The organism is Streptomyces sp. NPDC111606, assembly GCF_055656945.1.
Window position 1 is genome coordinate 433,611 of the sequence record NZ_JBVKBY010000003.1, and the last position, 16,226, is coordinate 449,836.

Genomic DNA, 16,226 nt, shown 5'->3' on the forward strand with positions numbered 1-16,226 from the left:
GGTCTACAGCTCCTTGATCCGGATGTCCCGGTACGAGACCACATCCGTGGTGCCGTGCACCTGGAGCCCGATGTAGCCGGAGGCGAACCTGCGCCCGTCCGTGCCCGGGTCGTCCGAGCGCGGCGGGACGAAGTCCTGGCCGCCGGTGTTGTCGAACTCGTTGATCAGCACGCCGTTGCGGTAGACCGAGTAGTGCTGGTCGACCACGCGGATCTCGTAGTCGTTCCACGTGCCCTTCTGGGTGACGCCGGCACCGGCGAGCCCCACCCGGTCGAAGCCGTACACCGAGCCCGACTTGTACATGTCGCCGTCAGGACGGTCGAGCACCTGCACCTCGTGGCCGTACTTGATGGCGACCCACTCCGGCCGTGACTCCTCGGAGTGGTCGTGGACCCACGGGAAGCGGACGAAGACACCGGAGTTGGCGTTGCCGGTGCCCGGAGCGTCGTCGCGCCACTGAAGCTTGAGCGAGAAGTCACCGTACTTCCGCTCGGGGAACCACAGCATGCCCAGGCCCGCCTTGCTCGTGCCGCTGGTGATCGAGCCGTCGGCGTTCTGCGCGAACGAACCACCGCCCACCTGCTGCCACTTGGCGAAGGACGCCGCGCTGCCGTCGAGGATCGTGCGGTAGCCCTCGGTCTGGCCGGGCTTGCCGATCCCGGACTGCCGGGCCGCCTTGCGGACGGCGTTGTACTCGCGCTGGTCGAGGACGCCTTCCTTGAGGAGCTTGTCCAGGACCGTCGTCACGTGCTTGAGGAACAGCGCGTGCGACGTCCACTCCTTCTCGTCCTCGATCAACTCGTTGATCCGGCACCGGCTGTTGGTGAGCCGATTCGGTACACCCGAGTCGACCGTGCCGACGATCACCGTCAACCGCTCGTCGAACTCCGGGCAGTTGGGGGCGGGCACCTGGCCGGCCACCACGGTGAAGGTCACCGTACGGGCGGTGGAGGTGTTACCTGCCTTGTCCGTCGCCCGGTAGCCGAGGGTGTGGGTGCCGGCGCGGTCGACGACCACCGGGGCGCCGTACGCGAGGTACGGCCCGCCGTCGATCGAGTATTCGATCCGGTCGACACCCGAGCCGTGGTGCTCGTCGGTCGCCGTGACGGTCACCTTGGCATTGCCGATGTACGCCCCGTCGGAGTTCTTCGTGCCCTCGACGGTCACGCCCGTCACCGGCGCCGTCGTGTCCGGCTGGGGCGCCGCCACGACAGTGAACTGCACATTCTTCTCGGCGGCGACGTTCCCCGCCTTGTCGGTGGCCCGGTAGCGCACCGTATGAGCGCCGACCTCGTGCACCATCACGGGCGCGGTGTACGGCTGCCAGGCGCCGTCGCCGATCGCGTACTCGATGGTGTTGACGCCGGACCCGGTGTCGGAGGCGGAGACGGTGACGGTCGCCATGTCGATGAATGTGCCGTCGGGGTTCTGCTCGCCGCTGACGGTCGCCGAGGTCTGAGGCGCCGTCGTGTCGTCGGTCGGCGGCGGGACGACCGTGAACTGGGCGCTCTTCTCCGCCGAGACGTTCCCCGCCTTGTCGAAGGCCCGGTAGCGGATCTTGTGGTCGCCGACCTGGTCGACGACGACCGGCGCGGTGTACGGCTGCCAGGCGCCCGCGTCGCCGACCGCGTACTCGGTGCGGTCGAGCCCGGAGCCGCCCTCCTCGTCGGTGGCGTGGACCGCCACGCTCGCCGAACCGACGTACTGGCCCTGCGCGTTCTGCGTCCCGCTGACGTGCGCCGACGCCTGCGGTGCCGTCGTGTCCTCGCCGCTGCCCTCGGTCACCACGAGGATGCCCTGCATCTGCCCGTGACCGGGGATCGTGCAGTAGTAGCGGTAGCGGCCGGGGGTGAGCGTGACCTCGGCGGTGTGCTTGCCGCCCTGGTCGTCGTTCGGGTTGGCGAGGATGTTGAGCTGGACGTCGTTGTTGAACTCGGGGTCGGAGGTGTCGAACGTCAACGTGTGCGGCATCCCGGTGGTGTTGCCGGTCGCCGTGCTGTTCTCGAAGACGATCGTCGTCGCACCGGCGACCGCCGTCGCGGGCGCCGACGTGTACTTCGTGATGTCGTCGCCGGCCGTCCAGGTGAGCGTCTGGGCGGCGGCAGCGTTCACGGACGGGGACTCGGGCCGCCCGACGGCGGGGACGGACTGCAGCCCCAGTATCACCAGCAGCACGGCCAACAGGGCCGCCCAGACTCTTCGCCGAGGTGGACTGCTTCGCATCATCACTGGGCTCCCCTCGCCAGCTGGTCGGCGGCCGGAGTCGGAGCGCCGCCCGTGTAAGTGACCCGCCACAGCGCCGACTTGGCGTCCGATGTGAAGAAGCCGCGGCCGTAGTCGAGCACGTAGAGCACGCCGTCCGGCCCGAACTTCCAGTCCATGAGGTTCTTGATGCCGTCGTTGCCGACCGGCACGATCTTCTTCAGCGACTCCGAGTGGATCGGCAGACCGCCGTCACCGTGCGTTTTCGGGTCGGTGATCACCGCGTTGCGCGGCTGGTCGGCGTCGTAGAAGTCGCCGACGAACCACTTGCCGTCCCAGTAGGCCGGCCACTTGGTGTCACCGGCGCTCGCCGCGTCGTACCGGTAGACCGGCCCGTTCATCGCGGCCTGGCCACCGCCCTTGAGCCACGGCAGCGCGTAGGTGGACTCCTCCTGCTTGTACGACGGGACGCCGTTCGCGTCACGCGGGAAGTCCGGCGCGCCGCCCTGGGGCGAGTACCAGATGTTGTTGCCGGTGACCGGCGGAAGGTTGACGAGGCCATCGTTGTTCGGCGACTCGTTCTTCGGGTGGTCGCAGTCGTACCAGCCCAGCGGCTTCGTCGGGTCGGGCAGATTGCGGTCACGGTAGGGCTGCTTGTTGCCCATGCAGTACGGCCAGCCGCGGTTGCTCGCCTTGGTGATGACGGCGAAGGTGTCGTACTTGGCCGGACCCCAGGTCGTCGAGGGCGCACCCGCGTCGGGGCCGACCCAGCCCGCGTACAGGACGTCCGTCTGCTTGTCGACGGAGATGCGGGCAGGGTTCCTGACCCCCATCACGTAGATCTCCCCGCGTGTCTTGCCGCCGCCCTCGTCGGTCTCCCGGCCCGTGAACAGGTTGCCCTCCGGCAGTGTGTACGTGCCGTCCGGCTCCGGGTGGATGCGCAGGATCTTGCCGTTGAGGTTGTTGGTGTTGCCGGCGGTGCGGCGCGCGTCGGCGAAGGAGACGCCCTTGTAGTTGGGCTCGGGGTTGTTGCCCGAGTAACCGTCGCTGAAGCGACTGGAGTTGTTGTCGCCGGTCGCGATGTACAGGTTGCCCTTGGAGTCCCAGGCCATCCCACCGCCCGAGTGGCAGCAACTGTGCACCTGCACCGGCCACTTGAGCAGGACCTTCTCACTGCCCAGGTCCAGCTTGTTCGTGGCGAGGTCGAGCGTGAAGCGGGAGACGTACCGCTCGGCCATCCGTGTGTCGCGGTTGAGCCGGGAGTGCGGGGTGTAGTGCAGATACACCCAGCCGTTGTCCTCGAAGCGGGGATCGAGCTCGATGCCGAGGAGCCCCTCCTCGACCTTGATCAGCTCATCGCCGCCGCCCTTGTTGCCGAAGACCGTGAGCGCCCCGGCCAGGGTGACCTTCTTGGTCTTCGGGTCGTAGACGTGGATCTCGCCCTTGCCCTTGCCGATCTCCGGGTTGTTCCAGTCGGTGACGACCGGCTGGGAGGAGTCGGCGCCGCCCCTGCCGATGTAGAGCACGCGGCCGTCGGGAGCGGTGACCAGGCCGTGCGGCTCGCCGATCTGGTCGTTCTGGCCGGCCTGGTTGGGCTGGGTGAGCCGCTCGGCCTTGTAGTTGCCGGTGATCGTGGCCTTGCAGTCGGCCTGGACCAGCCGCGTCGTCCACAGCAGGGCACCGCGCAGATGGGTACGGAAGTCGGTCTCGTCGTACGACGACGCCGTGCCGCCCATACCCGTGTAGAAGGAGCGGCCGCCGTCGTAGTCACGGCACCAACTCACCGGGTGATCCCAGCCGTTGGCGCCTGTGCCCGGCTGGTACGACGACTCCCGGACTCGGGCGACCGTGTGCACCGCGCCCGACGGGTTCTTCGCCCAGTTCGGCCACTTGTCCGGCCGCTTCCACTGCACCGGCAGCTCCTTGGAGGCCGGGTGCTGCCGGTCACCGACCTCAACCACGGCCCGCTGCACGTTCGTCGGGCCGCCGGCGGCCGGGCGGGCGCCGACCAGGCCGGTGAACCAGTCCGAGTACGGTTCCGCGCGGGCCGCGTCATGGATGCCGACGAAACCGCCGCCCGCCTCCATGTAGGCCTCCAGGCCCGCCTCCTGCTCGGGGTCGAGGACGTCACCGCCGCCGGTGAGAAACACGATCGTGTTGAAGCGGCCCAACTTCGTCTCATTGGTGAAGACATTGGCGTCATTCGTGGCCTCGACCTTGAAGCGCCGGTCGGCCGGGCCCGACAGACCGATCTTCTCGATCGCCCCGATGCCGGCGTTCACCACGGGCGACTCCTCGCCGCCGGCCGCGGACCCATAGAAGATGAGCACTCGTACATTCGCGCCGCCCGGGGGCGACTTGATGGACATCGTTGTCAGGGGTGGCTCCGGGGCCGGGCGTGCGTCGGCTGCCGGGGCGGACATCAGCCCGGCGGCGACGATCCCGGCGGTCACAGTGGCCACCCAGGTCTGTCTGGTCGTGCTCAACCCTCGCAAGTGCATGGGCACCTCCACGGTCACAGCAACAGCGACAAGGAAGCTAGACCCCTTTGAACGACTCGCCAATACCTACGGCCGTACTGGGGCCAACTTTGTCCTGAGTGTGGATAAACGAGGGATCGGCCGGTACCGTCTCAGCGGTTCACCCCCGTAATTTCCGTAACGCCGTGGGGAGTTCGGCATGAGCGAAGGCAGCTTCATCAGACGCGGCTTCGACAGGCGCACCTTCAACAGACGCGTCCTGCTCGGTGGCGCGACCGTCGCGACATCGTTGTCGCTCGGGCAGGTGCCCGAGGCCGCGAGCGCCGACCCGCCGGCGAAAACCGCCCCGGCCGGCGGCGAGGTCAGGCACCTCAAGCTGTACGCCGAGAAACTCGCCGACGGGCAGATGGGCTACGGCTTCGAGAAGGGCAAGGCGACCATCCCCGGCCCGCTGATCGAGCTCAACGAGGGCGACACCGCGCACATCGAGTTCGAGAACACGATGGACGTGCCGGTGAGCCTGCACGTCCATGGCCTCGACTACGAGATCACCAGCGACGGCACGAAGCTCAACAAGAGCGACGTGGAGCCCGGCGGCACCCGTACCTACACCTGGCGCACCCACGCCCCCGGCCGCCGCAAGGACGGCACCTGGCGGGCGGGCAGCGCCGGTTACTGGCACTACCACGACCACGTCGTCGGCACGGAGCACGGCACCGGCGGCATCCGCAAGGGGCTGTACGGGCCGGTGATCGTCCGGCGCAAGGGGGACGTCCTGCCCGACGCGACCCACACGGTCGTCTTCAACGACATGCTCATCAACAACAAGCCCGCGCACAGCGGCCCCAACTTCGAGGCCACGGTGGGTGATCGCGTCGAGTTCGTGATGATCACGCACGGCGAGTACTACCACACCTTCCACATGCACGGTCACCGCTGGGCGGACAACCGCACGGGCATGCTCACCGGCCCGGACGACCCCAGCCAGGTCATCGACAACAAGATCGTGGGCCCGGCGGACTCCTTCGGTTTCCAGGTGATCGCGGGGGAGGGGGTCGGCGCGGGCGCGTGGATGTACCACTGCCATGTCCAGAGTCATTCGGACATGGGGATGGTGGGACTGTTCCTGGTGAAGAAGACGGACGGGACGATCCCGGGGTACGACCCGCACGATCACGGTCATGAGCCGGCCTCCGGGTCCGCGCACGAGCACTGACGCATCATGGATGGGTGACACTTGTACTGACACGTGGTGACCTGGAGTCCGTCCTGGAACCGGAGGCCTGTCTGGGCGTCCTGCGGGAGGGGTTCCGGACCGCGGACGCCGTGCCCGTCGCCGGGCAACGGGTACGGACCGACCTGCCGTTCCCCGGCACGGCCACCGCGCTGATCCCCGGCCTGCTGCCGGGCATCGAGGCGTACACGGTGAAGGTCAACGCCAAGTTCCCCGGTGCGCAACCGGCGTTGCGCGGAGTGATCTGCCTGCACAGCGGGCAGGACGGCGAGTTGCTGGCGCTGCTGGACTCGGCCACGGTGACGGCGTGGCGTACGGGGCTGGCGGCGGCGCTGGGGACGGATCTCCTCGCCGGTCCGGGTGAGATGGTCGGGGTGATCGGGGCCGGGGCCCAGGCCGAGTTGGTGGTACGCGGACTCGCCGCGCTACGGCCTCGCAGCGCCCTGGTCGTCCACGACACCTCCGCCGACCGCGCCGCGGCGTTCGCAGGGCGGCACGGCGGGCGCGTGCTGTCCTCCCCGGCGGAGGTCGCCGCCGCTGCCGACGTCGTCCTGTCGGCCACCTGGTCGAGGGAGCCGCTGCTGCACCTGGCGGACGCCAGAAGGGGCCAGCACTTCACGAGCCTGGGAGCCGACGAGCCGGGCAAGGCGGAGCTGGCGGTCGATCTGCTGGAGGCCGCGACGGTCGTGGTCGACGACCGTGAACTCGCCGCGACCATGGGCGCCTTGGCGCAGGGCGGGACCGCCGACGCGACCTTGGGCGAGGTGGTGCGGGGTGAACACCCGGGACGCGCGAGCGCCGGGAGCCGTACCGTCTACGCCCCGGTCGGACTGCCCTGGCAGGACCTGGCGTTGAGCTGGCTGGCGTATCGGGCGGCGCGGCGGGAGGGCATCGGGCGGCGGGTGGATCTGCTGGCGTGAGGGCCTCGTGGGTGCCAGGGGGTTCCACAAGCGGTTTGGATCATCCGAGAGCGCTCTCACCTCCGCCTCCACCACGGCTATCCTGATCCGCAACCGCCGATGAGGAGCCCCGCAGTGACCGAAACCGCACCGCGTCCCACCCTGGAGGCCGTGGCCGCCCGGGCCGGGGTCTCCAGGGCCACCGTGTCCCGCGTCGTCAACGGCGGGGACGGGGTCCGGGAGCCGCTCGTCGAGCGGGTCCGCGCGGCGGTGGAGGAACTCGGGTACGTGCCCAATCAGGCCGCCCGCAGTCTCGTGACCCGGCGCCATGACGCCATAGCCGTCGTCGTCGCCGAACCGGAGACGCGCGTCTTCGCCGACCCCTTCTTCGCGCTGCAACTGCGCGGCATCAGCAAGGAGCTGACAGCACACGACAACCAGTTGGTGCTGCTCCTGACGGAGGGCCGCGACGACCACGCCCGCGTCGGCCGCTACCTCGCCGGCGGCCATGTCGACGGGGCGCTCGTCTTCTCGCTGCACCTCGACGACCCGCTGCCCGTACTGATCCAGCACGCCGGGGTCCCCACCGTGTTCGGCGGGCGGCCCGGGTGGAGCGGCGACCAGCGTGGCGTGGTGTACGTCGACACCGACAACCGCGGCGGCGCCCGTGACGCCGTACGGCATCTCGTCGGCCTCGGCCGCAGCCGCGTCGCGCACATCACCGGCGCCCTCGACCAGACGTCGGCGGTGGACCGGCTCGACGGATACCGGGATGTCATGGTCGACGCCGATCCACGGCTGATCGTCGAGGGCGACTTCACACCGGCCGGCGGCGAACGGGCGATGCGCGAGCTGCTCGAACGCTGCCCCGACCTGGACGCCGTGTTCGCCGCGAACGACCTGACCGCGGCGGGTGCGCTGCGGGTGCTGCGCGAGTCGGGGCGGCGGGTGCCGGACGATGTCGCCGTGGTCGGGTTCGACGACATGCAGCCGATGGCGGACCAGACCGATCCGCCGCTCACGACGGTCCGTCAGGACATCGAGGAGATGGGCCGGCTGATGGCCCGGCTGCTGCTGCGCGGCCTCGACCGCCGCACCGGTGAGCAGGTGGGAGGCACGCCGTCCAGCGTCGTCCTGCCGACGACGCTGGTCCGGCGCGCATCCGCCTAGCGGTCGGTCGGGCTCAGCCCGGCACCGGTGCGCTCTTGATCACCGCGAAGCGGGCGCCGTACGGGTCGGTGAGCTTGGCGATGCGGCCGACGTCCGGGAGGTCCGTGGCGGGCATGCGGACCGTGCCGCCCAGCTCCTGCGCCCTGGCGGCCGTGGCGTCCGTGTCGGTGACCTCGAAGTACGGCAGCCAGTACGCCGGGGCGTCCGCCTCCGCCGGGTCGTCGGCCTTGTCGACGACCCCGCCGAACATGGCGTCCTCCCCTTGGCCCGCGGGGCTGAACGTCGTGTAGGTGCCGCCGTAGAAGTCGAGGGCGAAGGTCTCCATGCCGAGCGTGGTGTTGTAGAAGCCCGCCGCGGCCGGTACGTCCGTGGTGTACAGCTCCAGCCAGCACAGCGTCCCGGGCTCGTTCAAGACGTCGAGGCCCTTGTTGGTCCCCGGCTGCCAGAGGCCGAAGCCCACGCCCGCCTTGTCGGCGAGGATGGCCATGCGGCCCATGTCCAGCACATCCATGGGCTGCACCAGCACCGCGCCGTGCGCCTGCTCGGCTGCCTTGGCCGTGGCGTCCGCGTCCGGTGTCTGGAAGTACACCGTCCAGGACGGCGGGCCTTGCTCCTCGGTGGTCTGCATGCCGCCGGCCGTCGTCCGGCCGTCGAGCTGGAAGAGGCCGTAGCCGCCGGTCTCGGGCCCGCCCGGCTGGAAACGCCAGCCGAACAGGCCGCCGTAGAAGGAACTGGCGCCCTCGATGTCGGGGGTGCCGACGTCGATCCAGTTCGGCGCGCCGGTGACATAACGGGTGGTGAGCATCATCGCCCTCCTCGGAAGGGTCCCGTTGTCTGCTCTGCCGAGTCTTGCACCGCCCACTGACAATCGCTGCCGGAGTGCTGCCGTCGTTCCGGGCGACCCGTGCGGCTACCGGGGGTGACCGTGTGGGTCTCTTGGTTTTCACCCGTTTCCGCGCGCGCCGCCGTGCGTCGCCGCGTGCGGAGGGAGACCATCGGTCGGCCGGGGGCCTTGCGGCGCGGCGTTGATCCCGCGTTGATCGAACGTTTTTCGCCGCCCGGCACGATCCTGCGCATGCTCATCGACACGATCACAACGATCACCTCGGCCGACCTGGACTGGCAGCAGGAGGCGTTGTGCGCGCAGACCGGGGCGGACTTCTTCTTCCCCGAGCCGGGCAGCTCCGTACGCGAGGCGAAGCGGATCTGTGGCATGTGCCCGATCCGCTCCGCCTGCCTGGAGTGGGCCCTCGACAACGACGAACGCTTCGGCGTCTGGGGCGGCCTCTCGGAGAAGGAACGCCTTGAGCTCAGGCGTACGGCACGCTGAAGGCCGGCTCAGCAGCCCGTGCTGTCAGCCGGCCCCGCCGCGGTGACCGTAGCCGCCCGCGGCTCGGCCAGACGGCCTCAGCCAGGTTCCGTCAGGCCCCGGCGCGAGCCGCCATGCGGGCCTTGCGGGCCGCCAGCTTCTCGTCGAACTTCAGGGCCTCCGCGTCCAGGCCGCCCATGTAGAGACCGACCTCCTCCTGCGCCTTCTGGCCCTCGGGGCCGAGGCCGTCGATCTCCATGATCTTCAGGAAGCGGAGGACGGGCTGCAGGACGTCGTCGTGGTGGATGCGCAGGTTGTAGACCTCGCCGATGGCCATCTGGGCAGCTGCGCGCTCGAAGCCGGGGATGCCGTGGCCGGGCATGCGGAAGTTCACGACCACGTCCCGCACCGCCTGCATCGTCAGGTCGGGCGCGAGCTCGAAGGCCGCCTTCAGCAGGTTCCGGTAGAAGATCATGTGCAGGTTCTCGTCGGTCGCGATGCGCGCCAGCATGCGGTCGCAGACCGGGTCACCCGACTGGTGGCCGGTGTTGCGGTGCGAGATGCGGGTGGCGAGCTCCTGGAAGGCGACGTAGGCGACGGAGTGCAGCATCGAGTGCCGGTTGTCCGACTCGAAGCCCTCGCTCATGTGCGACATCCGGAACTGCTCCAGCTTGTCCGGGTCCACCGCGCGCGAGGTGAGCAGGTAGTCGCGCATCACGATGCCGTGGCGCCCCTCCTCGGCGGTCCAGCGGTGCACCCAGGTACCCCAGGCGCCGTCGCGGCCGAAGAGCGAGGCGATCTCGTGGTGGTAGCTGGGGAGGTTGTCCTCGGTCAGGAGGTTCACGACCAGGGCGATGCGGCCGATCTCGGTGACCTTGGAGTGCTCCTTCTCCCAGGCCTCGCCGTCCTCGAAGAGGCCGGGGAAGTTGCGGCCGTCGGTCCACGGCACGTACTCGTGCGGCATCCAGTCCTTGGCGACCTTCAGATGCCGGTTGAGTTCGGTCTCGACAACTTCCTCCAACGCGTACAGCAGACGGGCGTCGGTCCAGACGGCAGGGCTGCCAAGGTGAGGGGAAGTGATCGTCACGGGAACTCCAGGGGGACGCACAACACAGGAAAAGAGGACCGGCGAGCGGTTGCCGGAACCTACGGAATCGTAGGCTACGAAACCGTAGGTTACGTAGCCGTAGGTTAAGGGCGACGTAAAGACCGCTGATCAGCCCCGTTCCGTTGAGAGGTCACGGGTGTGCGAAATGCCCCGGGGCCCGCAGGTCCCGGGGCTGAACGAGTGCAGCACTCAGCCGGTCAGGCGTACAGATCCCGCATCCGGACCGAGAGACATGTCACACATCCTTCGAGCTTCTCGAACTCGCCGATATCGACCAGAACGGGCTCATGGCCGAGGTCGGCGAGCAGTTCCGCCGTCTTCGGCGCACTGGCGGCCATCAGCAGCTTCTCGCCGCCGAGCAGCACCACATGCGCCCCGGACTCCTCGGGCACCGGCAGGAAGCGGGGGAAGAGGGACGGCGCGTCCAGCTGGGGGATGCGGCCCAGAATCGTGCCGTCGGGCAGCGCCGTGATCGCCGACTTCAGATGCAGCACCTTGCTCACCGGCACGGCGACGACGCGCGCCCCCAGCGGCTCGAACGCGGCCCGCAGCTGCTGGACGCCGGCCGCGTTGGTGCGGCCGCCCCGGCCGACGTAGATCGTGTCGCCGACCTTCAGCACGTCGCCGCCGTCCAGCGTGCCCGGCTCCCAGATCCAGTTCACGGAGCAGCCGAGCGAGGCCACGGCCTCCTCGACGCCGAGGGTCTCGTCGCGCCGGGACTCGGCGCCGGGCCGGGTGATGAGCGCGACGTTCTTGTACATGACGACGGTGTCCTCGACGAACACCGAGTCGGGGCAGTCGTCGGCCGGGTCCACCTCGACCGTCTCCCAGCCGTGCGTGTGCAGGGCCTCGACGTACGCCTCCCACTGCTCGACCGCGAGATCGAAGTCGACCTTCTCGCGCTCGATGTGCGTGACCAGCCCTTCGGCGAGGCGTGGGCTCGGGCGGCGTACGAGGGCCTTCTTGCTGGGCACGACGGGATCTCCGGATCGATGGCAGGTTCGGCGCCCTGATGCATGGGGCACCGATCCGCCATCATGCAGGGCCTACCCGCCCGTACAAAACCCTCGCGGTCAGGCTGTGGCCCTCCTGAGATGCTCGGCCGTGAAGGAGTCGTGGGCCTTGAGGAGCTGCTGCGGGGTTCCCTCGAAGATCACCCGGCCGCCGTCCCGGCCGCCGTCCGGACCCAGGTCGATGATCCAGTCGGCGTGCGCCACGACGTCCAGGTTGTGCTCGACGACCACCACGGTGCTGCCCGTGTCGACCAGCCGGTCCAGCAGGCCGAGCAGCCCGTCGACGTCCGACATGTGCAGCCCGGTCGTCGGCTCGTCGAGGACGTACACCGCTCCGGTGCTGTTCCTGTTGCGCCCCTCCGGCTCCTTGTGCAGCCGCGTCGCCAGCTTGATGCGCTGCCGCTCGCCGCCGGAGAGCGTGGACAGCGGCTGGCCGAGCGTGAGGTACGTCAGCCCCACGTCCCGCAGGGCGCGCAGCCTGCGCCGCACGCCCGCGTCCTGGAAGAACTCCAGTGCCTGGTCGGCCGTCATCCCCAGGACGTCCGCGACGGAGTTGCCGTCGACGGTCAGCCGCAGCACCTCGTCCTTGAAGCGCCGCCCCTCGCAGTTGTGGCACGTCGTCGTCACCGGGTCCATGAAGGCGAGGTCGGTGTAGATGATCCCGCGGCCCTCACAGGTGCCGCACGCGCCGGTCGAGTTGAAGCTGAAGAACCCGGGCTCCGCGCCCGTCTCGCGCGCGAAGATCTTCCGTACCGTGTCCATGATTCCCAGATACGTCGCCGGCGTCGACCGCCCGGAGATCCCGATCGACGACTGGTCCACGACCACGGCGTCGCCATGCGCATCGGTGAACTCCGCGACCAGTGTGCTCTTTCCGGACCCGGCGACCCCGGTCACCACGGTGAGCACCCCGCTCGGGAACTCCACCGTCACGTCCCGCAGGTTGTGCCGGCCGGCACCCTTCACCCAGCGCCCACCGTCCGCCGTGCGCACGTCCTCCTTGAGCGAGGTACGGCGGCCCAGGCACCGCCCGGTCACCGTGCCCGACCCGGCCAGCTCGCCCGGCGCCCCCTCGAACACGACCTCTCCGCCTCCCGCGCCGGCCGTCGGCCCCATGTCGACGACGTGATCGGCGAGCGCGATGACGTCCCGGTCGTGCTCGACGACCAGCACGGTGTTGCCCTTGTCGCGCAGCCGCAGCAGCAGATCGCCGAGCCGGCCGACATCGCGCGGATGCAGACCGACGCTGGGCTCGTCGAAGATGTACGTCATGCCGGTGAGGCTGGAGCCCAGGTGCCGTACGGTCTTCAGGCGCTGACCCTCGCCGCCGGAGAGCGTGGACGTCTCGCGGTCGAGGCTGAGGTAGCCGAGGCCGATGGCGTCGATGCGTTCGAGAGCGCCGACGGCGGCCCGGGCGATCGGTCCGGCGACCGGGTCGGCGATGTCCTTCAGTACGGCGATCAGGTCGCTGACCTGCATGCTCGCGCACTCGGCGATGTTCATGCCGTTGATCCGGGTCGCGAGCGCCGCCGCGTTCAGGCGGGCCCCGTCGCAGACCGGGCAGGTCCCCTCGGCCAGGAACTCCCGCACCAGATCGCGCGTCTTCTGGCTCATCGCGGACAGATCCCGCTTCAGGTACAGCCGCTCGAAGCGGGTGGCCAGCCCCTCGTATTCGGTGGTCCAGGTGCCGCCCGTGCCGTTGACGGTGACCTTGCTGCCGGGGCGGCCGTGCATCAGGAACTCCCGCTCGGCGGCGGTGAAGCGCTTGACGGGCTTGCTCGGGTCGAGGTCGGCGCTGTTGGTGTACGCCTGCCCCTGCCAGGTGCCCGCCGCGAACGGCGGGAAGCGGACCGCCCCGTCGGCCAGCGAGCGGGCCGGGTCGAGAATGCGGTCCCAGTCCGGCCGTACGGTCCGGCCCAGGCCGTCGCACTCGGGGCACATGCCGGAGGGGTCGTTGAACGAGTACGCGGTCGCAGGACCTGCGCTCGGGGTGCCGTGCCGGGAGAACAGCACCCGGATCACCGAGTAGATGTCGGTCATCGTGCCGACCGTGGACCGGGAGTGGCCCCCGATCGGGCGCTGGTCGACGACGATCGCGGGCGAGAGGTCCTCCAGTGCCTCCGCGTGCGGCCGCTCGTACTTGGGCAGCCGGTTGCGCACGAACCACGTGAAGGTCTCGTTCAGCTGGCGCTGCGACTCGACCGCGATCGTGTCGAAGACGATCGACGACTTCCCCGATCCCGAAACGCCGGTGAACACGGTCAGCCGGCCTTTCGGGATGCGGAGAGCGACGTCCTTGAGGTTGTTCTCCCTTGCTCCGGTGATGGTGATGAAATCGGGCATGAAGTCGGCCATGCAGTCGAAGCTAGGCGGGATACCCGACAGCTTCTGGCGTGATTTCCTTCAGTTCTCCGTCCTCCACCATCAGCCAGCGCGTGATGCCGATCGACTCCAGGAACGGCAGGTCGTGACTGGCCACGATCAGCGCCCCCTCGTACGACTCCAGGGCCGAGGTGAGCTGCCGAACGCTCGCCATGTCCAGGTTGTTCGTCGGCTCGTCCAGCATCAGCAGCTGGGGTGCGGGCTCGGCGAGCATCAGCGCGGCCAGCGCCGCCCGGAAGCGTTCGCCGCCGGACAGCGTCGCCGCCTTCTGGTCGGCCCGGGCGCCCCGGAACAGGAAGCGGGCCAGCCGCGCCCGGACCCGGTTGTTGGTGGCGCCCGGCGCGAACCGGGCCACGTTCTCGGCGACGCTCAGCTCCTCGTCCAGCACATCGAGCCGCTGCGGCAGGAACCGCAGGGGCACATGGGCCTTCGCCTCACCGGCAACCGGCTCCAGCTCCCCGGCGATCGTCCGCAGCAGCGTCGTCTTGCCCGAGCCGTTGCGCCCGATCAGCGCGATCCGCTCCGGTCCGCGCAGATCGAAGCCACCGGCGACGCGCGCGCCGTACGCGAGCTCCAGGTCCATCAGCGTGAGCACGGTACGGCCCGGCGGTACGGCCGTGTACGGCAGGTCGACGCGGATCTCGTCGTCGTCCCGCACGGCGTCCACCGCGTCGTCGAGCCGGTCCTTGGCCTCGGCGAGCCGCTCCTCGTGCATGATGCGGTGCTTGCCGGCGGACTCCTGTGCCGCCCGCTTGCGCGCCCCCATGACGATCTTCGGCTCGCGCTTCTGGTCCCACATCTTCTGCCCGTACCGCCTGCGCCGGGCCAACTTGACCTGAGCGTCCACGAGTTCGCGCTTCTGCTTCTTCAGGTCGGCCTCGGCGACGCGCACCATGCGCTCGGCCGCCTCCTGTTCGGTGGCGATCGCCTCCTCGTACGCCGAGTAGTTGCCGCCGAACCAGGTGACCTCGCCGGAGCGCAGATCGGCGATCTGGTCGACGAGTTCCAGGAGTTCACGGTCGTGGCTGACGACCACCATCACCCCCGGCCAGGACGCGACGGCCGCGTACAGCCGCCTGCGCGCGTACAGGTCGAGGTTGTTGGTGGGCTCGTCCAGCAGCAGGACGTCCGGGCGGCGCAGCAGCAGCGCGGCCAGCCGCAGCAGCACCGACTCGCCGCCCGACACCTCGCCGATGGTGCGGTCCAACTCGACGTGTCCGAGCCCGAGTTCGCCGAGGGTGGCGAGGGCGCGCTCCTCGACGTCCCAGTCGTCGCCGACGGTCTCGAAGTGCTTCTCGGCCACGTCGCCCGCCTCGATGGCGTGCAGTGCGGCCCGCCGGTCCGCGATGCCGAGGGCCTCTTCGACCTTCAGGCCGGTGTCGAGGGTGACGTTCTGCGGGAGACAGCCGACCTCGCCGGCAACGCGGACGGCGCCGTCGGCAGGGGTGAGCTCACCGGCGATCAGCTTCAACAGGGTTGATTTCCCTGACCCGTTGATGCCGACGAGCCCGGTCCGGCCGGGGCCGAACGCGACGTCGAGGCCCTCGAAGACGGGGCTGCCGTCGGGCCAGGTGAAGGAAAGGGACGTACAGGTGATGGAAGTAGACATGCGGGCCTCCGCGGATGCTCGAAGCGATCAAGGGCAAACGCGTTTCGAGACACCGGCGACCGGCGGGGAGGCCTCGGGAGGGCATGAGAAAAGCCCTGTTTCCGGAGGACGGCTCGAATGCCGAGGTCGCACGCTGCGCACACACCTCAGGTGTGTGACGCGGTGTCTCAGGACCTCAGACGAGCAACGTCCTTCTCCAATCGACGGCAACAGGACCGCTGTAAACGCTAGGAGGGGACGGGGAGGGTGTCAACGCAATTAACGCGCCGCAGGCCGGGCGGCGCGTTCGGAGGGGAACGCCCGGTGGTGCGTACGCCTCAGCAGGCGTCCCGCATCAGCTCCGCCAGGTCGTGGTCCATGTCCAGCTGGAGGTGCTCCAGGCCGAGCGGCACCAGTTCGCTCGTGGACTGCAGGAAGCGGCGGATCTCGCCGGAGCGGATGTGCACGACGGCGGTGCCCTCGGGGGCGTGGAACTCCAGGACCGTACGGTCGTAGCCGTACGGCCGCACGCGGACGTCGCCGTGGCCCTCGGGTGCCTCCAGGCCGGCCAGGAGCAGCTCGCGGCTGAAGGTCCAGCAGACCTCCACGCCCTCCAGGGTGGCCGGGGCCGGGAAGGTCATGCGCACGGCGAACGGGTCGCGGCGGTCGTAGTGAAGGGTGGCCGGAATGCTCGGCATCCGCGGCGCGGCGGCGACGAGACGGGCCTCGACGGGCTGCTCGATTACGGTGGACAACGCCTTGCTCCCTTGTGACGGCTGGACGAACTTCCGGGCGGACGAGACGGGCACTGGTAGAGACGACGGAATCAGCCAATCCGTGC

The 16,226-nt window shown here is 69.5% G+C and carries 12 protein-coding genes; 4 read left to right on the plus strand and 8 right to left on the minus strand.

Annotation, left to right across the window (positions count from 1 at the left end):
• Nucleotides 1-3: 3 nt before the first annotated feature.
• Together ACZ7M7_RS13685 and ACZ7M7_RS13690 are read right to left on the minus strand one after the other, a co-directional pair.
• The gene (locus tag ACZ7M7_RS13685; protein WP_472115954.1) at nucleotides 4-2,226 is read right to left on the minus strand and encodes an OmpL47-type beta-barrel domain-containing protein; all 2,223 of its coding nucleotides are present in this window, start codon (nucleotides 2,224-2,226) and stop codon (nucleotides 4-6) included.
• Nucleotides 2,226-4,703, minus strand: coding sequence for a ThuA domain-containing protein (locus tag ACZ7M7_RS13690; protein WP_472115957.1), 2,478 nt, complete (start codon nucleotides 4,701-4,703; stop codon nucleotides 2,226-2,228). The genes ACZ7M7_RS13685 and ACZ7M7_RS13690 overlap by 1 nt, the downstream gene beginning before the upstream one ends.
• Nucleotides 4,704-4,881: 178 nt before the next feature.
• On the opposite strand from ACZ7M7_RS13690, the gene ACZ7M7_RS13695 reads away from it, so the two are divergent.
• The 3 genes from ACZ7M7_RS13695 to ACZ7M7_RS13705 all read left to right on the plus strand — a co-directional run bounded on the left by ACZ7M7_RS13695 (nucleotide 4,882) and on the right by ACZ7M7_RS13705 (nucleotide 7,985).
• The gene (locus ACZ7M7_RS13695; RefSeq protein WP_472115960.1) at nucleotides 4,882-5,898 is read left to right on the plus strand and encodes a multicopper oxidase domain-containing protein; all 1,017 of its coding nucleotides are present in this window, start codon (nucleotides 4,882-4,884) and stop codon (nucleotides 5,896-5,898) included.
• Nucleotides 5,899-5,912: 14 nt separating this feature from the next.
• Nucleotides 5,913-6,836 carry an ornithine cyclodeaminase family protein gene (locus tag ACZ7M7_RS13700; protein WP_472115963.1) on the plus strand — a complete coding sequence of 308 codons (924 nt, stop codon included), beginning with the start codon at nucleotides 5,913-5,915 and terminating at the stop codon, nucleotides 6,834-6,836.
• A 114-nt stretch (nucleotides 6,837-6,950) separates the two neighbouring features.
• Entirely contained in the window at nucleotides 6,951-7,985 is a 1,035-nt protein-coding gene (locus ACZ7M7_RS13705; RefSeq protein ID WP_383622081.1) for a LacI family DNA-binding transcriptional regulator, read from the plus strand.
• Between the two features lie 13 nt (nucleotides 7,986-7,998).
• Here the strand turns inward: ACZ7M7_RS13705 and ACZ7M7_RS13710 are convergent, their stop codons facing one another.
• Complete coding sequence (locus tag ACZ7M7_RS13710; RefSeq protein WP_472116657.1) at nucleotides 7,999-8,790, minus strand: VOC family protein; 792 nt, start codon at nucleotides 8,788-8,790, stop codon at nucleotides 7,999-8,001.
• A 270-nt stretch (nucleotides 8,791-9,060) separates the two neighbouring features.
• Here ACZ7M7_RS13710 and ACZ7M7_RS13715 point away from each other — a divergent pair, with 270 nt between their 5' ends.
• The gene (locus tag ACZ7M7_RS13715) at nucleotides 9,061-9,315 is read left to right on the plus strand and encodes a WhiB family transcriptional regulator (RefSeq protein WP_383600551.1); all 255 of its coding nucleotides are present in this window, start codon (nucleotides 9,061-9,063) and stop codon (nucleotides 9,313-9,315) included.
• A 91-nt stretch (nucleotides 9,316-9,406) separates the two neighbouring features.
• Here ACZ7M7_RS13715 and ACZ7M7_RS13720 read toward each other — a convergent pair whose 3' ends face one another.
• The 5 genes from ACZ7M7_RS13720 to ssgD form a co-directional block, all read right to left on the minus strand.
• Nucleotides 9,407-10,381 (minus strand): acyl-ACP desaturase, encoded by a 975-nt coding sequence (locus ACZ7M7_RS13720; protein ID WP_383622078.1) that lies wholly within the window; start codon nucleotides 10,379-10,381, stop codon nucleotides 9,407-9,409.
• A gap of 218 nt (nucleotides 10,382-10,599) precedes the next feature.
• The gene (gene ddaH, locus ACZ7M7_RS13725; protein WP_383600545.1) at nucleotides 10,600-11,376 is read right to left on the minus strand and encodes a dimethylargininase; all 777 of its coding nucleotides are present in this window, start codon (nucleotides 11,374-11,376) and stop codon (nucleotides 10,600-10,602) included.
• 99 nt (nucleotides 11,377-11,475) lie between these two features.
• A complete protein-coding gene (locus tag ACZ7M7_RS13730; RefSeq protein WP_472116660.1) occupies nucleotides 11,476-13,758 on the minus strand; it encodes an ATP-binding cassette domain-containing protein in 2,283 nt (760 codons plus the stop codon).
• 22 nt (nucleotides 13,759-13,780) lie between these two features.
• Nucleotides 13,781-15,406: an ABC-F family ATP-binding cassette domain-containing protein gene (locus ACZ7M7_RS13735; RefSeq protein ID WP_472115967.1), complete on the minus strand. Its 1,626-nt coding sequence runs from the start codon at nucleotides 15,404-15,406 to the stop codon at nucleotides 13,781-13,783.
• A gap of 317 nt (nucleotides 15,407-15,723) precedes the next feature.
• On the minus strand, nucleotides 15,724-16,140 hold the full coding sequence (ssgD, locus tag ACZ7M7_RS13740; protein WP_383600540.1) for a spore wall synthesis regulator SsgD: 417 nt from the start codon (nucleotides 16,138-16,140) through the stop codon (nucleotides 15,724-15,726).
• Between the last annotated feature and the right edge of the window lie 86 nt (nucleotides 16,141-16,226).